Below are 18,777 nucleotides of genomic sequence, written 5' to 3'. Positions count from 1 at the left end.
CTGAATGATTATAAAGAATAAAGAGCAAGTAGAAACATCACTGATATGGATGAAAGGTAGTGGAGTATAATGGCATTAACAGCTGGAATCGTTGGACTTCCCAACGTAGGGAAATCTACATTATTTAACGCAATTACAAAGGCGGGGGCGGAAGCTGCAAACTATCCGTTCTGTACGATTGATCCAAACGTAGGAATTGTTGAGGTACCAGACGAAAGACTCGATAAGTTAACAGAATTGGTCACACCGAAGAAAACAGTACCAACCGCATTTGAATTTACAGATATCGCCGGAATTGTTGAAGGTGCGAGTAAAGGCGAAGGTCTTGGAAATAAATTTCTTTCTCACATAAGAGAAGTTGATGCAATTTGTCAAGTTGTTCGTTGCTTCGTTGACGAAAACATTACACATGTTGCAGGTAAAGTAAATCCAATTAATGATATAGAAATTATTAATCTTGAACTTATCCTAGCGGATATGGAAAGCGTTGAAAAACGATTAGCACGGGTAGTGAAAATGGTTAAGCAAAAAGAAAAGGAAGCTATGATTGAAGAGCCTATCCTTATTAAATTAAAAGAAGCGTTTGAAGATGAAAGGCCAGCTCGTTCAATTGATTTCACTGAGGATGAATTGAAGATAGCAAACGGCATGAATTTATTAACAATTAAGCCGATGCTTTATGTAGCAAATGTCGCTGAAGATGAAATTGCAGATACAGATGAAAATGAACTTGTACAACAGGTTCGTGATTTTGCGAAAATAGACAATGCTCAAGTAATTGTAGTTTGTGCAAAAATCGAAGAAGAAATGGCCGAATTGGATGATGAAGACAAAAAGATGTTCTTAGAAGAACTTGGAATTAAAGAGTCTGGATTAGATCAACTCATAAAAGCTACGTACTCTTTACTTGGGTTTGCAACCTACTTTACTGCGGGGGTACAAGAAGTGCGAGCGTGGACGTTCCGTAAAGGAATGAAAGCTCCACAGTGTGCCGCAATTATTCATACGGACTTCGAACGAGGTTTCATCCGGGCGGAAACAGTAGCATATGACGATTTAGTTGAAGCAGGTTCAATGACTGCAGCTAAAGAGGCAGGTAAGGTTCGATTAGAAGGAAAAGAATACATTGTAAAAGATGGCGATGTTCTATTGTTCCGATTTAACGTATAAAAAGAAGTTACCCTGCATTATTGAAGGGTAACTTCTTTTTTATTTAACTTCTTTTTCGATACGTTCCGGTGCGAAGACATAAAGTTTTGGTAATTTTGGATCATCTTTAATAAGCCAATCATTGGGTAATCTTTTTAATTTACGATACATTTCGAAATCACCAGCGGCTCCTCCAATAAGAAGTGCTGCTAGAATGATTAGAACAAGTTCTCCTTGATAAAGCCCGATTATTGCAGGAATAATACCTGTCATCCAAAAAGGAAGTAGTAGGGCTTTTCTTATTGCTTTATTCGTCATAAGTTTGTCTGTAGTTGCATATGCTATGCCTAATTTTAGATTCACCCCAACAACCATTCTCTTCCAGGGTACGTGGGCAAACACCCGAAATCCGAGAAGATGAAAAAACTCATGCAAAACAATGAGTAAAACATAGCCGACTATTAGAAGTAAAATAGAAATAATATCTGTGAAAAAGTAAATTGCTTTTTCCAGTATGAAGTGTATAGCTAGCAAAAGAACAAGTGAAAACGCTGTAATATACAATCCGTGCTTAGCTACTTTTGGTAAATCAATTTCGATCACTTCGTCTGGTTCTGGAAAACCACTCAATATATTCACCTCTTTCTTTTAGTATACAAGAAAAGACTTGATTTCATTGAAACTGCATGATATAATATACTGATGTGAGTAATAATTTTTTACTTACTCCTTGCCCGCTGTCATCAGCAGGGCCCAAGTCCATAAGGAGGTGACTAAAGATGAGAAAATATGAAATTATGTACATTATCCGCCCAACGGTTGAAGATGAAGCTAAAAAAGCTTTGATTGAACGTTTTAACGAAGTACTTACTTCAAATGGTGCGGAAATCATCGAGTCGAAAGAGTGGGGCAAACGCCGTTTAGCATACGAAATCGACGATCTACGCGAAGGTTTTTACCAACTCGTAACGATGAACTCAGGTTCAAAAGCACTTGAAGAATTTACACGTCTAGCTAATATTAACGAAGAAATCATTCGTCATATGGCTGTACGTTTAGACGCATAAGCTATGAAATCTCGAATTACAGGATTTACCTGTAATTATGATGAGGGAGGTTGAATTCTGATGATTAACCGTGTCGTTTTAGTTGGCCGACTGACGAAAGACCCTGAACTCAAGTATACACAAACTGGTATTGCTGTTACTCGTTTCACATTAGCAGTAAATCGTACTTTTCAAAATGCCCAAGGCGAAAGAGAAGCTGATTTTATTAGTTGTATAGCTTGGAGAAAACAAGCCGAGAACGTCGCAAACTTTTTAAGAAAAGGAAGTCTTGCTGGAGTAGATGGCCGTATACAAACGGGTAGCTATGATGGACAAGATGGAAAGCGCGTCTACACGACAGAAGTCGTAGCAGACAGCACTCAGTTTCTTGAACCAAGAAGTGCGAATTCTGACAGGTCTGGATCTTCTCAAGGAGCATCATCCTCTGGTTCTCAACAAAATCAGCAACCAAGCTATCAACAGTCAAATCAACAAACTCAGCAGTCGAATAATCAAAACTATACCCGTACTGACGATGATCCGTTTTCGCCAGGTGGAGGTCCGGTAACAGTATCGGACGACGACCTGCCGTTCTAACACTATTGTAATCAGTATGAATTTACTAATTTAAACTAGGTATAGTAATTATCAAAAAAACCGAGTCGATTAAATTTAATCGTACTTTATAGTTAGGAGGAAAACAATATGGCACCACGTCGTGGAGGTAAAAGACGCCGTAAAGTCTGTTACTTCAATTCCAATAACATCACACACATCGATTATAAAGATACTGACCTACTTAAGAAATTCGTTTCTGAACGTGGAAAGATCTTACCTCGTCGTGTAACAGGTACTAGTGCGAAATACCAACGTAAACTAACACTAGCTATCAAACGTTCACGTATTATGGCTCTTCTTCCGTTTAGTTCTGAAGAGAGATAAGACAACCTTATACAAATCGCCTTGCCGTTCCGGATTATCCGGCGGGAAGGCGATTTTTTATTATTTATATAAAAGAAAGCCATAGAAAACCTTTAAGTACATACGTTCTGATTTTGGTTTATAAGCGTCAAACATGATATAATAAAAGTTCTATTCATATAGCTTAAATCCATAGTCATACACTTGACTAGATCAATTAGTTAGACATCTAACGAGTAACCGGAGGAATCAATAGTATGCAGGAGGATAACGCAAAAAAAATTACTTATGGTGCCATGATGATTGCATTTTTCGCGATTTTACTTGCGATTTCGTTTTATATACCAGTACTTGGTACTATAACGATGTTTTATATACCATTACCACTTATACTTTATCGAATTAGAAACGACAGAGCATCTTCAATTCTAATAATGTTTACTGGAATTGTTTTATCTCTATTAATTGGAGGTATTTACTTAGTACCATTTGCAGTAGTCTTCGGGATTTTGGGGATCGTTATTGGTGACACAATAAAGTTAAGAAAGACAAAGTTATATACATTTATGGCTTCAGGCCTGACGATTTTAATAATATCTGTCATTATGTATGTAGGAGCAGTGTTGTTTTTAAAGTTTAACTTTATAGAAGAGATAATGAGAATTATGCAAGTTGCACGTCAGGATGTATTAGCCTTTTTTGAAACATACGGAGGCGAACTTCCCGCGAATTTTAAAGAGCAACTTGATGCTTCAATTGCATTTTACCAAGCGGCAATCCCTTCAGTATTTATTATCGGTGTATTTAGTTTTGCCTTTATATTTGTATCACTTAACATGCATGCAGTCCAAAGGCTTGGAAACAACGTTGTGAAGTTTCCTCCGTTTCGAGAAATGAAGTTACCGATGATTACAGTATGGTACTACTTACTTGTATTGCTTGCGGGATTTCTATTTGAGATGGAACAAGGGTCAAACGCAAATTTAATATACGTAAATGCATCTATAGTTCTGAGATTTTTATTTTTCTTACAAGGAATTTCATTCATCCATTACTTTATGAATGAAAAGAAATTGCCGAGGTGGTTGGCGTTTATAGCAACAATTTTTGCATTGATACTACACCCAATTACAATAATAATCGGTATATTAGATTCTGGAATTGGGATTAGAACTTGGATTAAGAAAGATAAAACGAAATAAAGGAGGTGACAACAATGACTTCTTTTTTTAGAAAAAGGGCAATACGGTATCCATTGTCAGTATTGTCTTTTCTAGGTGTTTTAGCCGCAGTTCTGTTATTTATGACGAATTTCTGGGCTGCGTTGATATTCTTTGTATTGTTTGTGATCGCTTTAGGGTTTGCATGGAGAATTGAAGAACAAACATATGTTGAAACTGAAAAACATATTGAAACTCTTTCGTTTCGAATGAAAAAGGTGGGTGAAGAAGCCCTTCTACAATTACCTATTGGGATTATTCTTATAAACGAGAAGAATATAATAGAATGGGTAAATCCTTATGTATCTAAGATATTTGAATCGGAATCTCTTATAGGTGAAGAGTTGTTTAGTTTAACTGAACAATTCCATTCAATCGTAAATGGTGAAGATCTTGAAACGGAGAGTTTAAAAGTAGGAGATCGAACTTTCAAGGTAGTTTATAAAACTGAAGAAAAACTTATTTATTTATTCGATATTACAGAAAGAGTAGGAATGAAAAAGTTATATTTTGCGGATCGTACAGTTATTGCAATTATTCTCATTGATAATTACGATGAGTTGGCACAAGCGATGGACGATCAAACAAGAAGTCAACTCAACTCCCTTGTCACCTCGCATATTAATAAATGGGGAACTGAAAATGGCATTTTTGTTAAACGAATTGCTTCAGACCGATTTTTAGCTGTATTTAACGAAGAAATTTTAACCAACTTAGAAAAAACAAGATTTTCTATTTTAGATGATATTCGAGAAACAAAAGCAAATCAAAGCACTGCATTGACACTTAGTATAGGAGTCGGGATGGGGTCGACATCACTTAATGAACTTGGGGAATTGGCTCAATCCAGTCTTGACCTAGTACTTGGACGTGGTGGAGACCAAGTAGCAATCAAGCAACCGGATGGAAAAGTTAAGTTTTATGGCGGTAAAACGAATCCTGTTGAAAAAAGGACGAGAGTACGCGCTCGAGTGATTTCACATGCATTACGTGATTTAATCAAAAGTAGTGATAAGGTATTTATCATGGGTCATAAAATGCCCGATATGGATTCCATTGGAGCAGCAATTGGTGTTCGAAAAATGGCGAAATTGAATGGTGTCGAAGGATATATCGTTGTAAACTATGATGAGTTGGACGGAAGTGTATCTAGGCTTATGCACGAAATTAAGCAAGATACGGATTTATACAGCAAGTTCATAGAACCTGAAGTTGCGTTGCCGTTAATCACGGAAAGATCACTAGTCATTGTCGTGGATACGCATAAACCGAGCTTGGTAGCAGATGATCGACTTCTAGATAAATCGGAGAAAGTAGTCGTGATCGATCACCATAGACGCGGGGAAGAATTTATCAATAACTCAATGTTGGTTTATATGGAGCCGTATGCCTCATCAACAGCCGAGCTTGTAACAGAACTTCTCGAATATCAACCAAAGCATGAAAAACTAACAATGCTTGAAGCGACCACTCTATTAGCTGGAATTATTGTTGACACAAAAAGTTTTACACTCCGTACAGGGGCTAGAACGTTTGAAGCTGCTTCGTACCTTCGAACAAATGGTGCAGATACCATTCTTGTCCAAAGGCTATTAAAAGAAGACATAGACACTTATGTGAAACGAGCAAAGATTATTGAAACCGTTGAGTTAACGGAAGAAGGGGTCGCAATTGCTAAAGGTGCTGATCACACAGTTTACAACTCGGTTCTTATTGCACAAACAGCAGATATTCTATTGACAATGAAAGATGTAACAGCCTCGTTTGTGATTGCTGAAAGGGCTGATGGTAAAATAGGTATCAGTGCCAGATCATTAGGTGAACTAAATGTTCAACTAGTAATGGAAGAACTTGGCGGTGGTGGCCATTTAACAAATGCGGCCTGTCAGTTGGACGTTGAGACTATAGCAGAAGCAGAAGTAATTTTAAAATCCGTTATAGAAGCAAAAATAGAAGGGGGAAATTAATAATGAAAGTAATCTTTTTAAAAGACGTTAAGGGAAAAGGACTAAAAGGTGAAGTTAAGGAAGTATCAGTAGGATATGCACAAAACTTTTTATTTAAAAACAATGTTGCGATTGAGGCTACACCTGCAAACTTAAGTAGACTTGAAGGACAACAAAAGCGGGTTGAAAAAAATGCAGCTGAAGAGCTTGAAGAAGCTAAAGTTTTAAAAGAACAAATTGAAAAAGTAACTGTAGAAATGAAAACAAAATCAGGTGAAGGCGGCCGTCTATTTGGTTCAATCACTGCAAAACAAATTGCTGATGAATTACTTGAAAAAGATGCAATTAAAATTGATCGTCGAAAAATGGAACTTCCTGAGCCTATTCGAGCACTTGGACACACTAATATTCCGGTTAAAATACATCCTGATGTAACTGCTACACTTAAAGTACATGTGACAGAAGAATAAAAAGGGAGACTTATTGATGAATCAGATGATCGATCGTGTCCCACCTCATAATAACGAAGCGGAGCAGTCGGTTATCGGAGCAATCTTCCTAGAACCGCAAGCGCTCATTACTGCAGCAGAAGTTCTTATACCTGAAGACTTTTATAGAATGGCACATCAGAAGATTTTTAACACGATGATTAAGTTAAGTGATAAAGGACAAGCGATAGATGTTGTTACTGTCACTGAAGAATTGTCTGCTAAAAAAGAATTAGAAGATGTTGGCGGAATCTCTTATTTAACTGAGATTGCCAATTCAGTACCAACAGCGGCAAACATTCTTCATTATTCAAATATAGTCGAAGAGAAGGCATTACTGCGACGTCTTATTCGAGTTGCAACGACAATTGTCGAAGACGGTTATACACGTGAAGATGAAGTGGAAGCACTTTTATCAGAAGCTGAGAAAAAAATGATGGAAGTTGCAAACCGTAAAAATGCTGGAGACTTTAAACATATTAAGGAAGTTCTTGTAAGCACATATGATAATATTGAACTGCTTCATACACAAACAGGTGACGTTACTGGTATTCCTTCAGGCTTTCGTGATTTAGATCGACTTACGGCAGGATTTCAACGCAATGACCTTATTATTGTTGCTGCACGTCCTTCTGTTGGTAAAACTGCATTCGCACTGAATGTCGCTCAAAATGTAGCGACTAAAACAACTGAAAACGTTGCAATATTTAGCTTGGAAATGGGTGCAGAGCAACTCGTTATGCGTATGCTCTGTGCAGAAGGTAATATTGATAGCCAGGTACTTCGAACAGGAGCATTACAGACAGAAGATTGGCGTAAACTAACGATGGCTATGGGTAATCTTTCAAATGCCGGAATATTTATTGATGATTCTTCTGGGCTACGGGTCAGTGAAATTCGTTCGAAATGTCGTCGTCTTCAACAGGAACACGGATTGGGTATGGTTATTATAGATTACTTACAGTTACTTTCCGGTAGTGCTGGATCTGGTGAGAACCGACAACAAGAAGTATCTGAAATCTCGCGTTCCTTAAAGGGACTTGCAAGAGAGCTTCAAATTCCTGTTATTGCTTTATCACAGTTGTCACGTGGTGTTGAACAACGACAGGACAAACGCCCGATGATGTCTGACTTAAGAGAATCTGGGAGTATTGAGCAAGATGCTGATATTGTTTCCTTTCTTTATCGCGAAGACTATTATGATAAAGAAACAGAAGATGAGAATATGATTGAGATCATTATAGCTAAACAACGTAACGGTCCAACAGGTACGGTAAAACTTGCATTTGCAAAGGAGTATAACAAGTTTGTGAATGTCGACTGGAGTCAACACGAATCTCCGGCTTATTAATAAAAATAAAAAGGATGTTGTTCGACCCGATTGTATGGGTTCGAACAACATCCTTTTTTGTTGTTTCTACCAAAATCGACGCCACAGGATTCGGTAATATGACAAAAATGACATTCAAAAACGGTCGTATTATGTAGAAATAGGTCGAAATATAAATTCACAGACTATTCCAGTGTGATTTTAGTAGCTATTAAATTCAATAATATGTAATTAATTAAGAATATATGGATGCTATTATACATTCTTGTTACAAATGACTTGAATGCAACAACAGTAGAGTAGTATATGTTAGATTAGAGAGGCGTGAAATTTATTCGGATTCAAATAGACAAATGTTTGTCTTCTGATGTAAAGATACGGGAGGAATTTAGCAGTATGATAACAAAACTTATAAATGATAAATCTAATAGTTCTTTGAATGGCAGGAAATCTTCGTTCAAGCAACTTTATAAAGTTCTCTTCATATCGATTTTACTTGTTAGTTTTACTTTGAAGAGTGGTTTGGCAAACGAAAGTTTACAAACTGTATTTCATGTTTATTCCGATGGAAACTACATAGGTGTTTTATCGGATGAATCAAAAATTGAACAAATGGAAAAGGAAATGTTAAAAGAGGCATCTTCCAAATACGTTGATCAGTCTCTTACAATTGGAACAGCTATTACAGTAGTTCAGGAACGTGTTTTCACTGCGGGTACTGATGATGCTCTGGTTTTAGATGAATTATCTGAACTTTTGTCTGTACAAGCGGATGCAATTGGTTTATATGTCGACAATGAGCTGGTACTCAATCTAAATAACGTGTCGGATTACGATGAAGTAATTCGAAAGCTAAAATTACAAGAAGTTACGGAAGAAGAACTCAGCGCATATGAGGCTCAAAAACAATCCAGTACTTCTATACCACCATTAAAAGAAAATGAAACACGTTTAGCGAATATTATTATGAGTGCAGATATAGATATGAAGAAAGGACAAGTAAAGCCTGAGGAAATTATGACCGTGAATGATGCAATCACGTATCTTAATAAAGGTACACTAGAAGAAAAGAAATATAGTATTCAAGCTGGAGATCATATCGGTAAAATAGCAAGTGATCACAATATGCCAACAGCTAAACTATTGGAAATTAACCCAGGACTTACACCAGAAACAATACTTAATATTGGTGAAGAATTGAATATTACTGCTGTTGAGCCGTTCTTGGAAATAGAAGTACATTACGAAACTAAAAGTGTACAACCAATTAAACATCAACTCGTCACAGAAGAAGATAATTCAAGCTATAAAGGTGATACAAAATTAAAACAAGAAGGTTCTGACGGTGAGCAGGAAATTACAGAACTCATCCGTAAGAAAAATGGTCAAGTTATTGGGAAATCAGTCATTGATGAAAATGTACTTATAGAAGCAAAAGACCAAATCACTATCGTTGGAACAAAAGTAACACCTTCCAGAGGTGTGGGAACTTTTCTATGGCCTGCTGTGGGCGGATATGTTTCGAGCCAAATGGGGCATAGGTGGGGTCGATCTCATGATGGAATTGACATCGCTCGTCCGTCCTCATTTGCCATTAAAGCCTCTGATAACGGAGTCGTTAAATTTGCTGGGTGGGATAGTACTTACGGAAATAAAGTGATTATTAACCATAACAACGGTTATGAGACTCTTTATGCTCACTTATCCTCCATTAATGTTAAAGTAGGACAAGTTGTTCCACAAGGCACGAATTTAGGTGTGATGGGTACGACTGGACGTTCTACAGGAATTCATCTTCATTTTGAAGTAAGGAAAAATGGCTCGCTTGTGAATCCTTTAACTGTTTTACGATAAATAGCAGTAGAATGGTGCGAAAAACTATGCACCATTCTTTTTTTATCCTTAAAGAATACTATAGATTCCCCAGGAAATATCCTAGGAAATAATTCTTTTATAAGTGCGGATCCTATAAAAGAGTGATAGAGTAAAAAGAACACATGCAGAATATAAAATGACTTGAGGAGGATTTTTCATGCAAAATAAAACTATTCTTGTCGTCGATGATGAAAAACCCATCGCAGACATTCTTGAGTTTAATTTAAAAAAAGAAGGCTTTATTGTCTATTGTGCATATGATGGCGAAGAAGCACTTAAAAAAGTAGAAGAAGTAAAACCGGACCTTATGCTTTTAGATATAATGCTGCCCAAAAGGGACGGTATGGAAGTTTGTCGGGAAGTTCGAAAGAAGTATGATTTCCCAATCATAATGCTGACAGCGAAAGACTCTGAAATCGATAAAGTATTAGGACTTGAACTAGGTGCAGATGATTATGTAACAAAACCGTTTGGCACTCGAGAACTGATCGCTCGTGTTAAGGCGAACTTACGCAGACATATGAAAATTGTTTCAGAAGATGAGGAAAATGAAACGAATGATATTACGATTGGTCATCTTACTATTCAGCCGGATGCCTATCTTGTTTTAAAAAGAGATAAGACAATTGAACTGACACATCGTGAATTCGAACTCCTTCACTATCTTTCTAAACACATAGGCCAAGTAATGACACGGGAACACTTATTACAAACTGTTTGGGGTTATGATTATTTTGGTGATGTTCGAACAGTAGATGTAACAATTAGACGATTACGTGAAAAAATAGAAGATAATCCAAGTCATCCAGGATGGATTGTGACCAGACGTGGTGTCGGTTATTATTTACGTGATCCAGAGCAGGAGTAGAAAGTATGCAGAAAGTCGGTATTTTTCGTTCTATTCACGTTAAATTCGTTCTTATTTATGTACTGCTTATTTTAATTGCAATGCAGATTATTGGACTCTATTTTGCTCGTGAGCTTGAACATACATTGAAAACAAATTTTACCACATCAATTGATGATCGAATGAATCTCGTTGAATTTAGTGTTCGTGAAGAAATGCTGAAAGATAAATATCGACTCGTTGACGATCCTACCCTTGAATCGAATTTGAGGAGCGTTCTTTCGGGTATTACTTCTGAAGGCGATATACAAGAAATTAGAGTTATAAATACACAAAACCTAATACTTGCAACGTCAGTTCTAGATAACCAGTCTATGGTTGGTCAACGTTCTATGGATGACCTTGTAAGAAGATCAATTACTTCAGAGTCACCTTATGAGGTAATTGAACTTGATGAAAATACGAGGAAAAGAATACTCGTCAGAGCTACCCCAATTATTTCAGAAGGTGAAGTTATTGGGGCTCTTTATCTTGAGTCAAATATTGAAAAAGTATATACACAAATGGATGAAATTAACCAGATACTGGCTGGAGGCACAGCGGTTTCTTTAACGATTACAATTATTATCGGTATATTCATTGCCCAGACGATGACAAGACCGATATCAGACATGAGACGGCAAGCCCAGGCGATGTCTAGAGGTAACTTCTCAAGAAAAGTACGTGTTTATGGTAATGACGAGATGGGACAATTGGCAATTGCGTTTAATCACTTAACCAATCGCCTTCAGGAATCACAAGCTACTACTGAAGGAGAGCGTCGAAAACTAGCTTCGGTCCTTGCAAATATGACGGATGGGGTAATCTCGACCGATCGAAAAGGACGAGTTATTCTTATAAATGAAGCTGCACTTCTTATGCTTAGAATGACTGAGGACACTGTGTTGAATAGACCTATTTCTTCGATTTTAGGTGTTGAAACAGAATATGCATTTGAAGATTTAGTTCAAATGAAAGATTCATTGACTCTTGATTTCAGCTCAAATGAACGACCTTATATTTTACGTGCGAACTTTTCGGTTACACAGAAAGAAACGGGCTTTGTTAATGGTCTTATTGTAGTTTTACATGACAATACCGAGCAGGAAAAGATTGATATGGAACGAAGAGAATTTGTTTCAAATGTTTCTCACGAACTACGTACGCCGCTCACAACAATGCGAAGTTATTTGGAAGCATTAGCTGAAGGTGCATGGCAAGACTCTGAGATTGCACCATCGTTTCTTCATGTAACCCAAATGGAAACGGAACGAATGATTCGACTTGTTAATGATTTGATGAAACTGTCTCGTATGGATAGCGGAGACTATGATTTGAATAAAGAATGGGTTGATTTTAACTACTTTTTCAGTCTTATAATTGATCGTTTTGAGTTTTCAAAATCACAAGACGTTCACTTCAAAAGACTTTTACCTTCATCAGAGTCTTTTGTTGAAATTGATACAGACAAGATGACGCAAGTATTGGATAATATCATATCTAATGCATTAAAATATTCCCCGGATGGTGGGGATATCCGTTTTAGTATGGATGTCTTAGATGATCAGATTATAGTAAAGATTTCAGATGATGGTATGGGAATACCTCTCGAAAATGTAAAGCGTATATTTGACCGCTTTTATAGAGCAGATCGTGCAAGGTCTCGTGCTATGGGTGGAACCGGACTTGGACTTGCAATTGCACGTGAAATGATCGAAGCACATGGAGGGGAAATTTGGGCAGAGAGTGAAGAAGGAAACGGTACGACAATTTTTTTCACATTGCCATTTGAACCTTTAGAGGACGGTGAGTGGGGTTGAAATACATTGAAACAGTAAAATCAGTGATTCTTGTATTCCTAATCATTTTAAGCATCACACTGACATTCTCAATATGGACGTATACTCCAAAATATAAAACGATAGAACAGACTCCGACGATTCCCACATCGATTGTGGACGAAGATAAGAAAGAGATTAAAGGGATTCAAGATATTATTAAACCTTACAAGCTTTTATTTAATTTTGAAGAAGGTATGAAAGGAACCACGGATTCAGACGCACTGGATGAAAGTATTGAAGCTATGAAGGAATGGAAAATTACAGAAGTTACTTTAGAGGATTCTGAGTTTACCGAAAAAGACTTAGATGTATTTTTAAGAAAGAAAAATCGGTTTACGCTATACTACCACGGAGAAGTACCACTACCTGTATATGATGTGGTATTGAATAAGGAAGATTCAAACTTTCCTGAAGCATCTTTCGATCGCCTCGTCGTAGACTGGAATCCTGCAAGTACAGCAATGGAAATACATTTCATTAGTAGAATGAATGGATTGCGCTATACCGGAAAAATAAATGAATATCAAAGCTTCAATCGTAAAGTTTTACCAAACGGTCGCAGCTATTCAGATTATGTTGAGGTAGATGCCGATAAAAGTCCCTTTATTGCAGTTCCTAAAAATCCAGTGGAATTAATACGTAATACGTTCTATCAAGCTGAAATTAGTCCAAGGCGTTTTAAAGATGCACTCTTTAGAGATCCTAATGCGGTGCGACGTGGACAAATCTCATCTTCGCGCGAGGAATATCAAGACGATCATGCGATTATGCGAATTGAAACAATGATGAAGACGTTGAGTTTCTTTCATCCTGTTGCAGAAAGTACTGAACTGGCAATCCCATCAGAATTGCTTTTTAACACAATCGATTTTGTAAATGAGCACGGCGGTTGGACCGATGAATACAGATACACATTTATGAATCCAAAATCTAGAAATGTGAAGTTTCAACTTTTTATTCATGGTTTGCCTGTTTATAGTGATACAACCTACACTGAAATAGAAGAAATATGGGGTGACGATGGAATTTATGGTTATATTAGACCGTATTATACGCTGAATCTAACATTTCCATCAGAGACCCGTTATACATCTCTTCCCTCAGGTGTAGAAGTAGCGGAGACGCTCAAGAGTTCTACTGAGATTGATTTTAATACTGTAGAAGAAATAGAAATGGGATACTATATGAAACATGACACAGACCAACGTTTATTCCTTTTAGATCCTTCTTGGTTTTATTTTGCAAATGGGAAATGGAATCTATATTCACCCGATGCACTTGGAGGTGACAAGATTGGATTGGAATAAAACAAAAACAATTTTCATCGTCGTATTTTCAATTTTAAACGTATTTTTATATTCACTGTATGTTACACAACGTTCCGAAACTCTGAATGTGAAAATTCAGGGGAATGTTTCAATAGAAGACTCGCTGCGTTTTGATAATATCACTTACGGTGAGCTTCCAAAAAACAATGAAGACTCTTATTTTGTATCCGCGGAAATTGCTGTCTTTAGCGAAGAAGGACTAGCAAGTCTTCAAAATCAAGCTATAGAAGTGGAAGACGGTACCCACTTGTATTCAACAATTAAAAAACCAATTTCGCTTAATGATTCAAGTGGAGAAATTGATTTTAATTCATTCCTTTATGATTATGTTTTGCATGGTGAGCAATATGTTTTGTGGAAAAGAAATGATAAAGAGCGTAAAGCAACATTTTTTCAACATGTTAGTGGTCAGCCAATCTATTTCAACCAAAATGCCATGTTGACTCTTTATTGGAATGAAAGTGATGAAGTCATTCGCTACGAACAACGGATGTTTGGAGAGTTTGTAAGTTTTAATCGAAAGAAAGACGTGCTACCACCGTTACAAGCAATCAACACGTTGAATACTCGAAACTATTTAAAACCGGACTCTAAAGTACTAAGTATGAAACTTGGATATTCGACACTTGCACAACTTACCAAGACTCAGGTATTTGCACCAACTTGGTATATTCAAGTAGAATTGAGTAGTGGAGAACTAGAAGACTTTTTTATTAACGCAAATGATGGTAAAATTATAGAATTTCAAAGTGAAAAAGTAGAACATAAAGAGGAATAAGGGGTTTTTTAGAAATGCGTTTTAGTGTGCTCGCAAGTGGAAGTAGCGGAAATGCAATATATATAGAAAATGATGAACATAACTTTCTTGTAGATGCGGGTTTAAGTGGTAAAAAGCTTGAAAGTCTTTTTGCAACTATCGATCGGTCAATGAAAAAATTAGATGGGATATTTGTAACACATGAGCACGGCGACCATATTAAAGGACTCGGTGTTGTTGCAAGAAAGTATGGTGTACCCATTTATGCAAATGAGAAAACGTGGCAAGCCATGGACGGCTTAATCGGTAAAGTCCCTTTGGAACAACGCTTTCAATTTGATATGGAAACCGTACAATCTTTTGGTCAACTAGATGTTGAATCTTTTGCGGTATCGCATGATTCAGTAGATCCTATGTTTTACACCTTCCATCAAAATGGTCGTAAACTCGTCATTATCACGGATACGGGGTATGTAAGTGATCGAATGAAAGGCATCATTCGAGGTGCGGATTCCTACGTTTTTGAAAGTAACCATGATGTTAGTATGTTGCAGATGGGTCCTTATCCTTGGTCCGTAAAGCGAAGAATTCTAAGTGATGTAGGCCATGTGTCAAATGAAGACGCTGCGGTTGCAATTAGTGAAGTCGTTGATTTGAAAGAGACGAAGATTTATTTGTCACATTTAAGTAAAGATAATAATATGAAAGATCTTGCTCGAATGAGTGTGAGTCAGACGCTTCAATCATGTGGCGTGATTGCGGGTGAATACGTGCATCTCTATGATACAGACCCTGATCGACCGACTGACCTTATAACTGTATGAAGGACCTTGCCTGCGGGTAAGGTTTTTTTAATTTAAAAAGAATTGTTGATTTTGAAAATGAGTGAAATAGGGTACAGTTGAATAAAAGTGGTATAGAAAGGATGAGATATATGGATGAGAACTTCAATCCAATCGAAAATAAAGAATCAAACCAATCAATTCTTAATAACGATCAGAATAAACGTTCAACACTTGAACACAAACCTCCCAAGAAAAAGAGAACTTTTATTACTGGATTAGTTTTAGGTATCCTTGTATCTTTAGTTATTTGGTTTATTTGGGATGATAAAGAAATTACACAAAGTGAAACTAGTCCGTCTGCTGCAGAAGCTTTACAATCGGATCGTGTTTCTGTGGAAGTAACTACTGATGTAACTGGAATTGTGGAAAAGGTAGCAGATTCCGTAGTTGGAGTGACAAACTTGAAATTAGTACGCGATATTTGGTCATCGTCTCAAATGACAAAAGAAACAGGAAGCGGTTCTGGAGTTATTTATAAAGAACAAGGAGATAAAGCATATATCGTAACCAATCATCATGTTGTTGAAGACGCTGAGGAACTTGAAATTACATTTGATGATGGAAAAAAAGCAAGTGGACGTCTCGTTGGTAGTGATATATGGACAGACCTGGCAGTCATCGAAATCGATGCAACTGAAGTTAAAGCTATAGCAAAGTTTGGAGATTCTGATGCATTAAAACGTGGCGAAGCAGTGATTGCAATTGGTAATCCGCTTGGTCTAGGATTTTCCGGTTCGGTAACAGTTGGCGTTATTTCTGGAAAAGATCGATCGATTCCCATTGATTTTAACAACGATAATATTGTCGACTGGTACGCTGATGTGTTGCAAACGGATGCTGCTATAAATCCAGGGAACTCAGGCGGCGCATTAATGAATCTCACGGGACAACTTATTGGCATTAACTCAATGAAGATTTCACAAGAAACTGTGGAAGGAATCGGGCTTGCAATACCTATAAATCTTGCCATTCCAATTATCGAGAAGCTTGAAAAGTTTGGTGAAGTACATCGACCAACAATGGGTGTAACCTTACTCGATCTTTCAAGCATACCTGGACAACAACAGCGTAGCATTTTAAAAATACCTGATTCCGTAACTGAAGGTGTCGTTATCAATGAAGTTATTCAAAATTCACCCGCGAGTTTAGCAGGCATTGTTCAATATGATGTCATAGTGGAAATGGATGGAGAAAAGATTGGTGATATGGTTAGTTTACGGAAACATTTGTATAATGAAAAAGAAATAGGAGATTTACTGAAAATGAAAGTATATCGAGGCAGTCAACTATTAGAAATTGAAATGGTTCTGAAAGACGGTACGGCATTTTAAGATCTTTTTCATACACAGGTATTAAGTATTCTATCCACAAGGGACAGTCATCCAAATGTATGAGCATACTGTGAATTGTTTTTGATAAATTCGTCTTTGTGGATAGAATCGTTTAATTGTGAGTAAGTTTAATTATCAAATAAGTAAGGGCTGGAATAAGGATTTATAGCCATCTAACTCATAAGGATCAGTCTTTAGAAGATTTCATTGGCATCCAAAGTGGAAGTGTTTTAACTGGCTTTCATCTTGAAAGTAAAAGGTTATCCACAATCAATTGTTGTTGTGGAGAGGCGATATTATATCTTGTGGCGAACAAACAATCGTACACAATATGTAGTTAGGCTCTGTGGATATGTGCATAAGATTTGTTTGTAACTATTAGAAAGAAGTGGATAACCTATGAATATAACAATTGTGACTGTTGGTAAATTAAAAGAAAAGTATTTGAAAATGGGAATAGAAGAGTTTACGAAGCGTCTTGGTGCTTATGCAAAAGTGACGATTATTGAAGTGCCAGATGAAAAAGCTCCTGAATCTTTAAGCGATGCAGATATGGAAATCGTGAAGAAAAAAGAGGGAGAGCGAATCCTATCGAAAATTGGTGCTGATGCATATGTAGTTGCTCTTGCAATTGATGGGAAAATGAAAACATCAGAACAGTTGGCGGCAGATATGGAATCCTTGATGACTTATGGTAGAAGCAAGGTGGCATTCGTTATCGGAGGATCGCTCGGTTTACATACTGATGTTTTAAAAAGGGCGGACGAATTATTGTCCTTTTCCAAAATGACGTTTCCACATCAAATGATGAAACTGATTTTAGTAGAACAGATTTATCGTGCATTTAGGATAATGAAAGGTGAACCGTACCATAAGTAAATGAGTTTTTTGATTGACTAGAAGTGTATTGCAGACAATTTTAAACATAGGTTTTCTATAAGTTAGAGAGTGAAAATAGTCATTCTCTACTGCGATTTGTCTGGAGACGCTGGCGTTAATCAATACAAAGGAGACTTCCGTTAATTTAGGGTACTTGATACCGCTTTAACAGCTGAAAACTTTACAGCGAAAGGGAGGTTTTGCATGAACCGTTTTATAGGCCTGGTCGCAAGTATATTATTACTATTAACGGGATGTAGTCAGGAAGGGGAAAAGAATGTGAAGAAATACTCAGGCGAACTTATTCAAGCGGTCGAGAACAATGATATAAAAAAGGTTCAAGGAATTTTAAAAGATACGTCATATCCAATAAATGAAATGAATAATGAAAAGGAAACGCCTCTTTTAATTGCTACTCATGACAATAATATCGAGGTAGCGAAACTTTTAATTAAAGCGGGCGCAGACATTAATAAACAAGATAGTATTCAGGATAGTGCCTATCTATATGCAGGTGCACAAGGTAAAACAGAGATTTTAAAATATATGATCGAGCATGCGGAACCCAATCAAAATATTGTTAATCGCTATGGTGGCAATACGTTAATACCCGCTGCTGAAAAAGGGCATTTAAACAATGTGAAGTTACTTTTAGAAGATGGTAAAATAGATATCGATCATCAAAATAAGTTTGGCTATACGGCATTAATTGAAGCAGTTGCATTAACTGATGGTTCAGAAGTGTATCAGCAAATTGTACAGGAATTAGTAACATATAATGCGAATAAAGAACTTCGTGACAATTCGGGTAAGACAGCACTTGATTATGCTAAGGAGAAAGGCTATACAACAATGGTTAAAATATTAGAAGAATAAGAGAAAAGTGATATAGCCATAAGGATTGACCCAGTTGTACTAAAATCGTGTGAGATTAA

The 18,777-nt window shown here is 36.9% G+C and carries 18 protein-coding genes; 17 read left to right on the top strand and 1 reads right to left on the bottom strand.

What is annotated here, in order from left to right; genetic code table 11:
- Positions 1-69 precede the first annotated feature (69 nt).
- Positions 70-1,170, top strand: a complete 1,101-nt coding sequence (gene ychF, locus ACFSFY_RS09845) for a redox-regulated ATPase YchF (RefSeq protein WP_381537653.1) — start codon at positions 70-72, stop codon at positions 1,168-1,170.
- Positions 1,171-1,209: 39 nt separating this feature from the next.
- On the opposite strand, the gene ACFSFY_RS09840 is transcribed toward ychF, so the two are convergent.
- Positions 1,210-1,779, bottom strand: coding sequence for a DUF3267 domain-containing protein (locus ACFSFY_RS09840; protein ID WP_381537651.1), 570 nt, complete (start codon positions 1,777-1,779; stop codon positions 1,210-1,212).
- Positions 1,780-1,928: 149 nt separating this feature from the next.
- Here ACFSFY_RS09840 and rpsF point away from each other — a divergent pair, with 149 nt between their 5' ends.
- The 16 genes from rpsF to ACFSFY_RS09760 all read left to right on the top strand — a co-directional run bounded on the left by rpsF (position 1,929) and on the right by ACFSFY_RS09760 (position 18,718).
- Positions 1,929-2,216, top strand: coding sequence for a 30S ribosomal protein S6 (rpsF, locus tag ACFSFY_RS09835; RefSeq protein WP_381537649.1), 288 nt, complete (start codon positions 1,929-1,931; stop codon positions 2,214-2,216).
- A 60-nt stretch (positions 2,217-2,276) separates the two neighbouring features.
- Positions 2,277-2,792, top strand: a complete 516-nt coding sequence (gene ssb / locus ACFSFY_RS09830) for a single-stranded DNA-binding protein (RefSeq protein ID WP_381537647.1) — start codon at positions 2,277-2,279, stop codon at positions 2,790-2,792.
- Positions 2,793-2,900: 108 nt separating this feature from the next.
- On the top strand, positions 2,901-3,137 hold the full coding sequence (gene rpsR, locus ACFSFY_RS09825) for a 30S ribosomal protein S18 (RefSeq protein ID WP_381537645.1): 237 nt from the start codon (positions 2,901-2,903) through the stop codon (positions 3,135-3,137).
- A gap of 236 nt (positions 3,138-3,373) precedes the next feature.
- Positions 3,374-4,318: a YybS family protein gene (locus tag ACFSFY_RS09820; protein WP_381537643.1), complete on the top strand. Its 945-nt coding sequence runs from the start codon at positions 3,374-3,376 to the stop codon at positions 4,316-4,318.
- A 14-nt stretch (positions 4,319-4,332) separates the two neighbouring features.
- On the top strand, positions 4,333-6,303 hold the full coding sequence (locus ACFSFY_RS09815; protein ID WP_381537641.1) for a DHH family phosphoesterase: 1,971 nt from the start codon (positions 4,333-4,335) through the stop codon (positions 6,301-6,303).
- Between the two features lie 2 nt (positions 6,304-6,305).
- Positions 6,306-6,752 carry a 50S ribosomal protein L9 gene (gene rplI, locus ACFSFY_RS09810; RefSeq protein WP_381537639.1) on the top strand — a complete coding sequence of 149 codons (447 nt, stop codon included), beginning with the start codon at positions 6,306-6,308 and terminating at the stop codon, positions 6,750-6,752.
- 16 nt (positions 6,753-6,768) lie between these two features.
- The gene (dnaB, locus tag ACFSFY_RS09805; RefSeq protein ID WP_381537637.1) at positions 6,769-8,121 is read left to right on the top strand and encodes a replicative DNA helicase; all 1,353 of its coding nucleotides are present in this window, start codon (positions 6,769-6,771) and stop codon (positions 8,119-8,121) included.
- 375 nt (positions 8,122-8,496) lie between these two features.
- Complete coding sequence (locus ACFSFY_RS09800; protein WP_381537635.1) at positions 8,497-9,954, top strand: peptidoglycan DD-metalloendopeptidase family protein; 1,458 nt, start codon at positions 8,497-8,499, stop codon at positions 9,952-9,954.
- Between the two features lie 178 nt (positions 9,955-10,132).
- Complete coding sequence (yycF, locus tag ACFSFY_RS09795; protein WP_381537633.1) at positions 10,133-10,843, top strand: response regulator YycF; 711 nt, start codon at positions 10,133-10,135, stop codon at positions 10,841-10,843.
- Between the two features lie 5 nt (positions 10,844-10,848).
- Positions 10,849-12,681: a cell wall metabolism sensor histidine kinase WalK gene (walK, locus tag ACFSFY_RS09790; RefSeq protein WP_381537630.1), complete on the top strand. Its 1,833-nt coding sequence runs from the start codon at positions 10,849-10,851 to the stop codon at positions 12,679-12,681.
- Positions 12,672-14,009 (top strand): YycH family regulatory protein, encoded by a 1,338-nt coding sequence (locus ACFSFY_RS09785; RefSeq protein WP_381537628.1) that lies wholly within the window; start codon positions 12,672-12,674, stop codon positions 14,007-14,009. The genes walK and ACFSFY_RS09785 overlap by 10 nt, the downstream gene beginning before the upstream one ends.
- On the top strand, positions 13,996-14,808 hold the full coding sequence (locus tag ACFSFY_RS09780; RefSeq protein WP_381537626.1) for a two-component system regulatory protein YycI: 813 nt from the start codon (positions 13,996-13,998) through the stop codon (positions 14,806-14,808). Before ACFSFY_RS09785 ends, ACFSFY_RS09780 begins: the two co-directional genes overlap by 14 nt.
- Before the next feature lie 14 nt (positions 14,809-14,822).
- Complete coding sequence (locus tag ACFSFY_RS09775) at positions 14,823-15,611, top strand: MBL fold metallo-hydrolase (protein WP_381537624.1); 789 nt, start codon at positions 14,823-14,825, stop codon at positions 15,609-15,611.
- Between the two features lie 101 nt (positions 15,612-15,712).
- Positions 15,713-16,963, top strand: a complete 1,251-nt coding sequence (locus ACFSFY_RS09770) for a S1C family serine protease (RefSeq protein WP_381537622.1) — start codon at positions 15,713-15,715, stop codon at positions 16,961-16,963.
- A 399-nt stretch (positions 16,964-17,362) separates the two neighbouring features.
- Positions 17,363-17,842, top strand: coding sequence for a 23S rRNA (pseudouridine(1915)-N(3))-methyltransferase RlmH (gene rlmH / locus ACFSFY_RS09765; RefSeq protein WP_381537620.1), 480 nt, complete (start codon positions 17,363-17,365; stop codon positions 17,840-17,842).
- 204 nt (positions 17,843-18,046) lie between these two features.
- Positions 18,047-18,718, top strand: coding sequence for an ankyrin repeat domain-containing protein (locus ACFSFY_RS09760; protein ID WP_381537618.1), 672 nt, complete (start codon positions 18,047-18,049; stop codon positions 18,716-18,718).
- Positions 18,719-18,777 lie beyond the last annotated feature (59 nt).

The sequence above is a fragment of the Sporosarcina siberiensis genome (assembly GCF_042681925.1).
Classification (GTDB): domain Bacteria; phylum Bacillota; class Bacilli; order Bacillales_A; family Planococcaceae; genus Sporosarcina; species Sporosarcina siberiensis.
The sequence above is the reverse complement of the archived record's forward strand: the minus strand, read 5'-3'. Positions and strand labels throughout refer to the sequence as shown.

Bases quoted from the DNA above. Each gene is read 5' to 3' on its own strand.
- ychF (WP_381537653.1), top strand. From the start codon at position 70: ATGGCATTAACAGCTGGAATCGTTGGACTTCCCAACGTAGGGAAATCT.
- rpsF (WP_381537649.1), top strand. From the start codon at position 1,929: ATGAGAAAATATGAAATTATGTACATTATCCGCCCAACGGTTGAAGAT.
- ssb (WP_381537647.1), top strand. From the start codon at position 2,277: ATGATTAACCGTGTCGTTTTAGTTGGCCGACTGACGAAAGACCCTGAA.
- rpsR (WP_381537645.1), top strand. From the start codon at position 2,901: ATGGCACCACGTCGTGGAGGTAAAAGACGCCGTAAAGTCTGTTACTTC.
- ACFSFY_RS09820 (WP_381537643.1), top strand. From the start codon at position 3,374: ATGCAGGAGGATAACGCAAAAAAAATTACTTATGGTGCCATGATGATT.
- ACFSFY_RS09815 (WP_381537641.1), top strand. From the start codon at position 4,333: ATGACTTCTTTTTTTAGAAAAAGGGCAATACGGTATCCATTGTCAGTA.
- rplI (WP_381537639.1), top strand. From the start codon at position 6,306: ATGAAAGTAATCTTTTTAAAAGACGTTAAGGGAAAAGGACTAAAAGGT.
- dnaB (WP_381537637.1), top strand. From the start codon at position 6,769: ATGAATCAGATGATCGATCGTGTCCCACCTCATAATAACGAAGCGGAG.
- ACFSFY_RS09800 (WP_381537635.1), top strand. From the start codon at position 8,497: ATGATAACAAAACTTATAAATGATAAATCTAATAGTTCTTTGAATGGC.
- yycF (WP_381537633.1), top strand. From the start codon at position 10,133: ATGCAAAATAAAACTATTCTTGTCGTCGATGATGAAAAACCCATCGCA.
- walK (WP_381537630.1), top strand. From the start codon at position 10,849: ATGCAGAAAGTCGGTATTTTTCGTTCTATTCACGTTAAATTCGTTCTT.
- ACFSFY_RS09775 (WP_381537624.1), top strand. From the start codon at position 14,823: ATGCGTTTTAGTGTGCTCGCAAGTGGAAGTAGCGGAAATGCAATATAT.
- ACFSFY_RS09770 (WP_381537622.1), top strand. From the start codon at position 15,713: ATGAGATATATGGATGAGAACTTCAATCCAATCGAAAATAAAGAATCA.
- rlmH (WP_381537620.1), top strand. From the start codon at position 17,363: ATGAATATAACAATTGTGACTGTTGGTAAATTAAAAGAAAAGTATTTG.
- ACFSFY_RS09760 (WP_381537618.1), top strand. From the start codon at position 18,047: ATGAACCGTTTTATAGGCCTGGTCGCAAGTATATTATTACTATTAACG.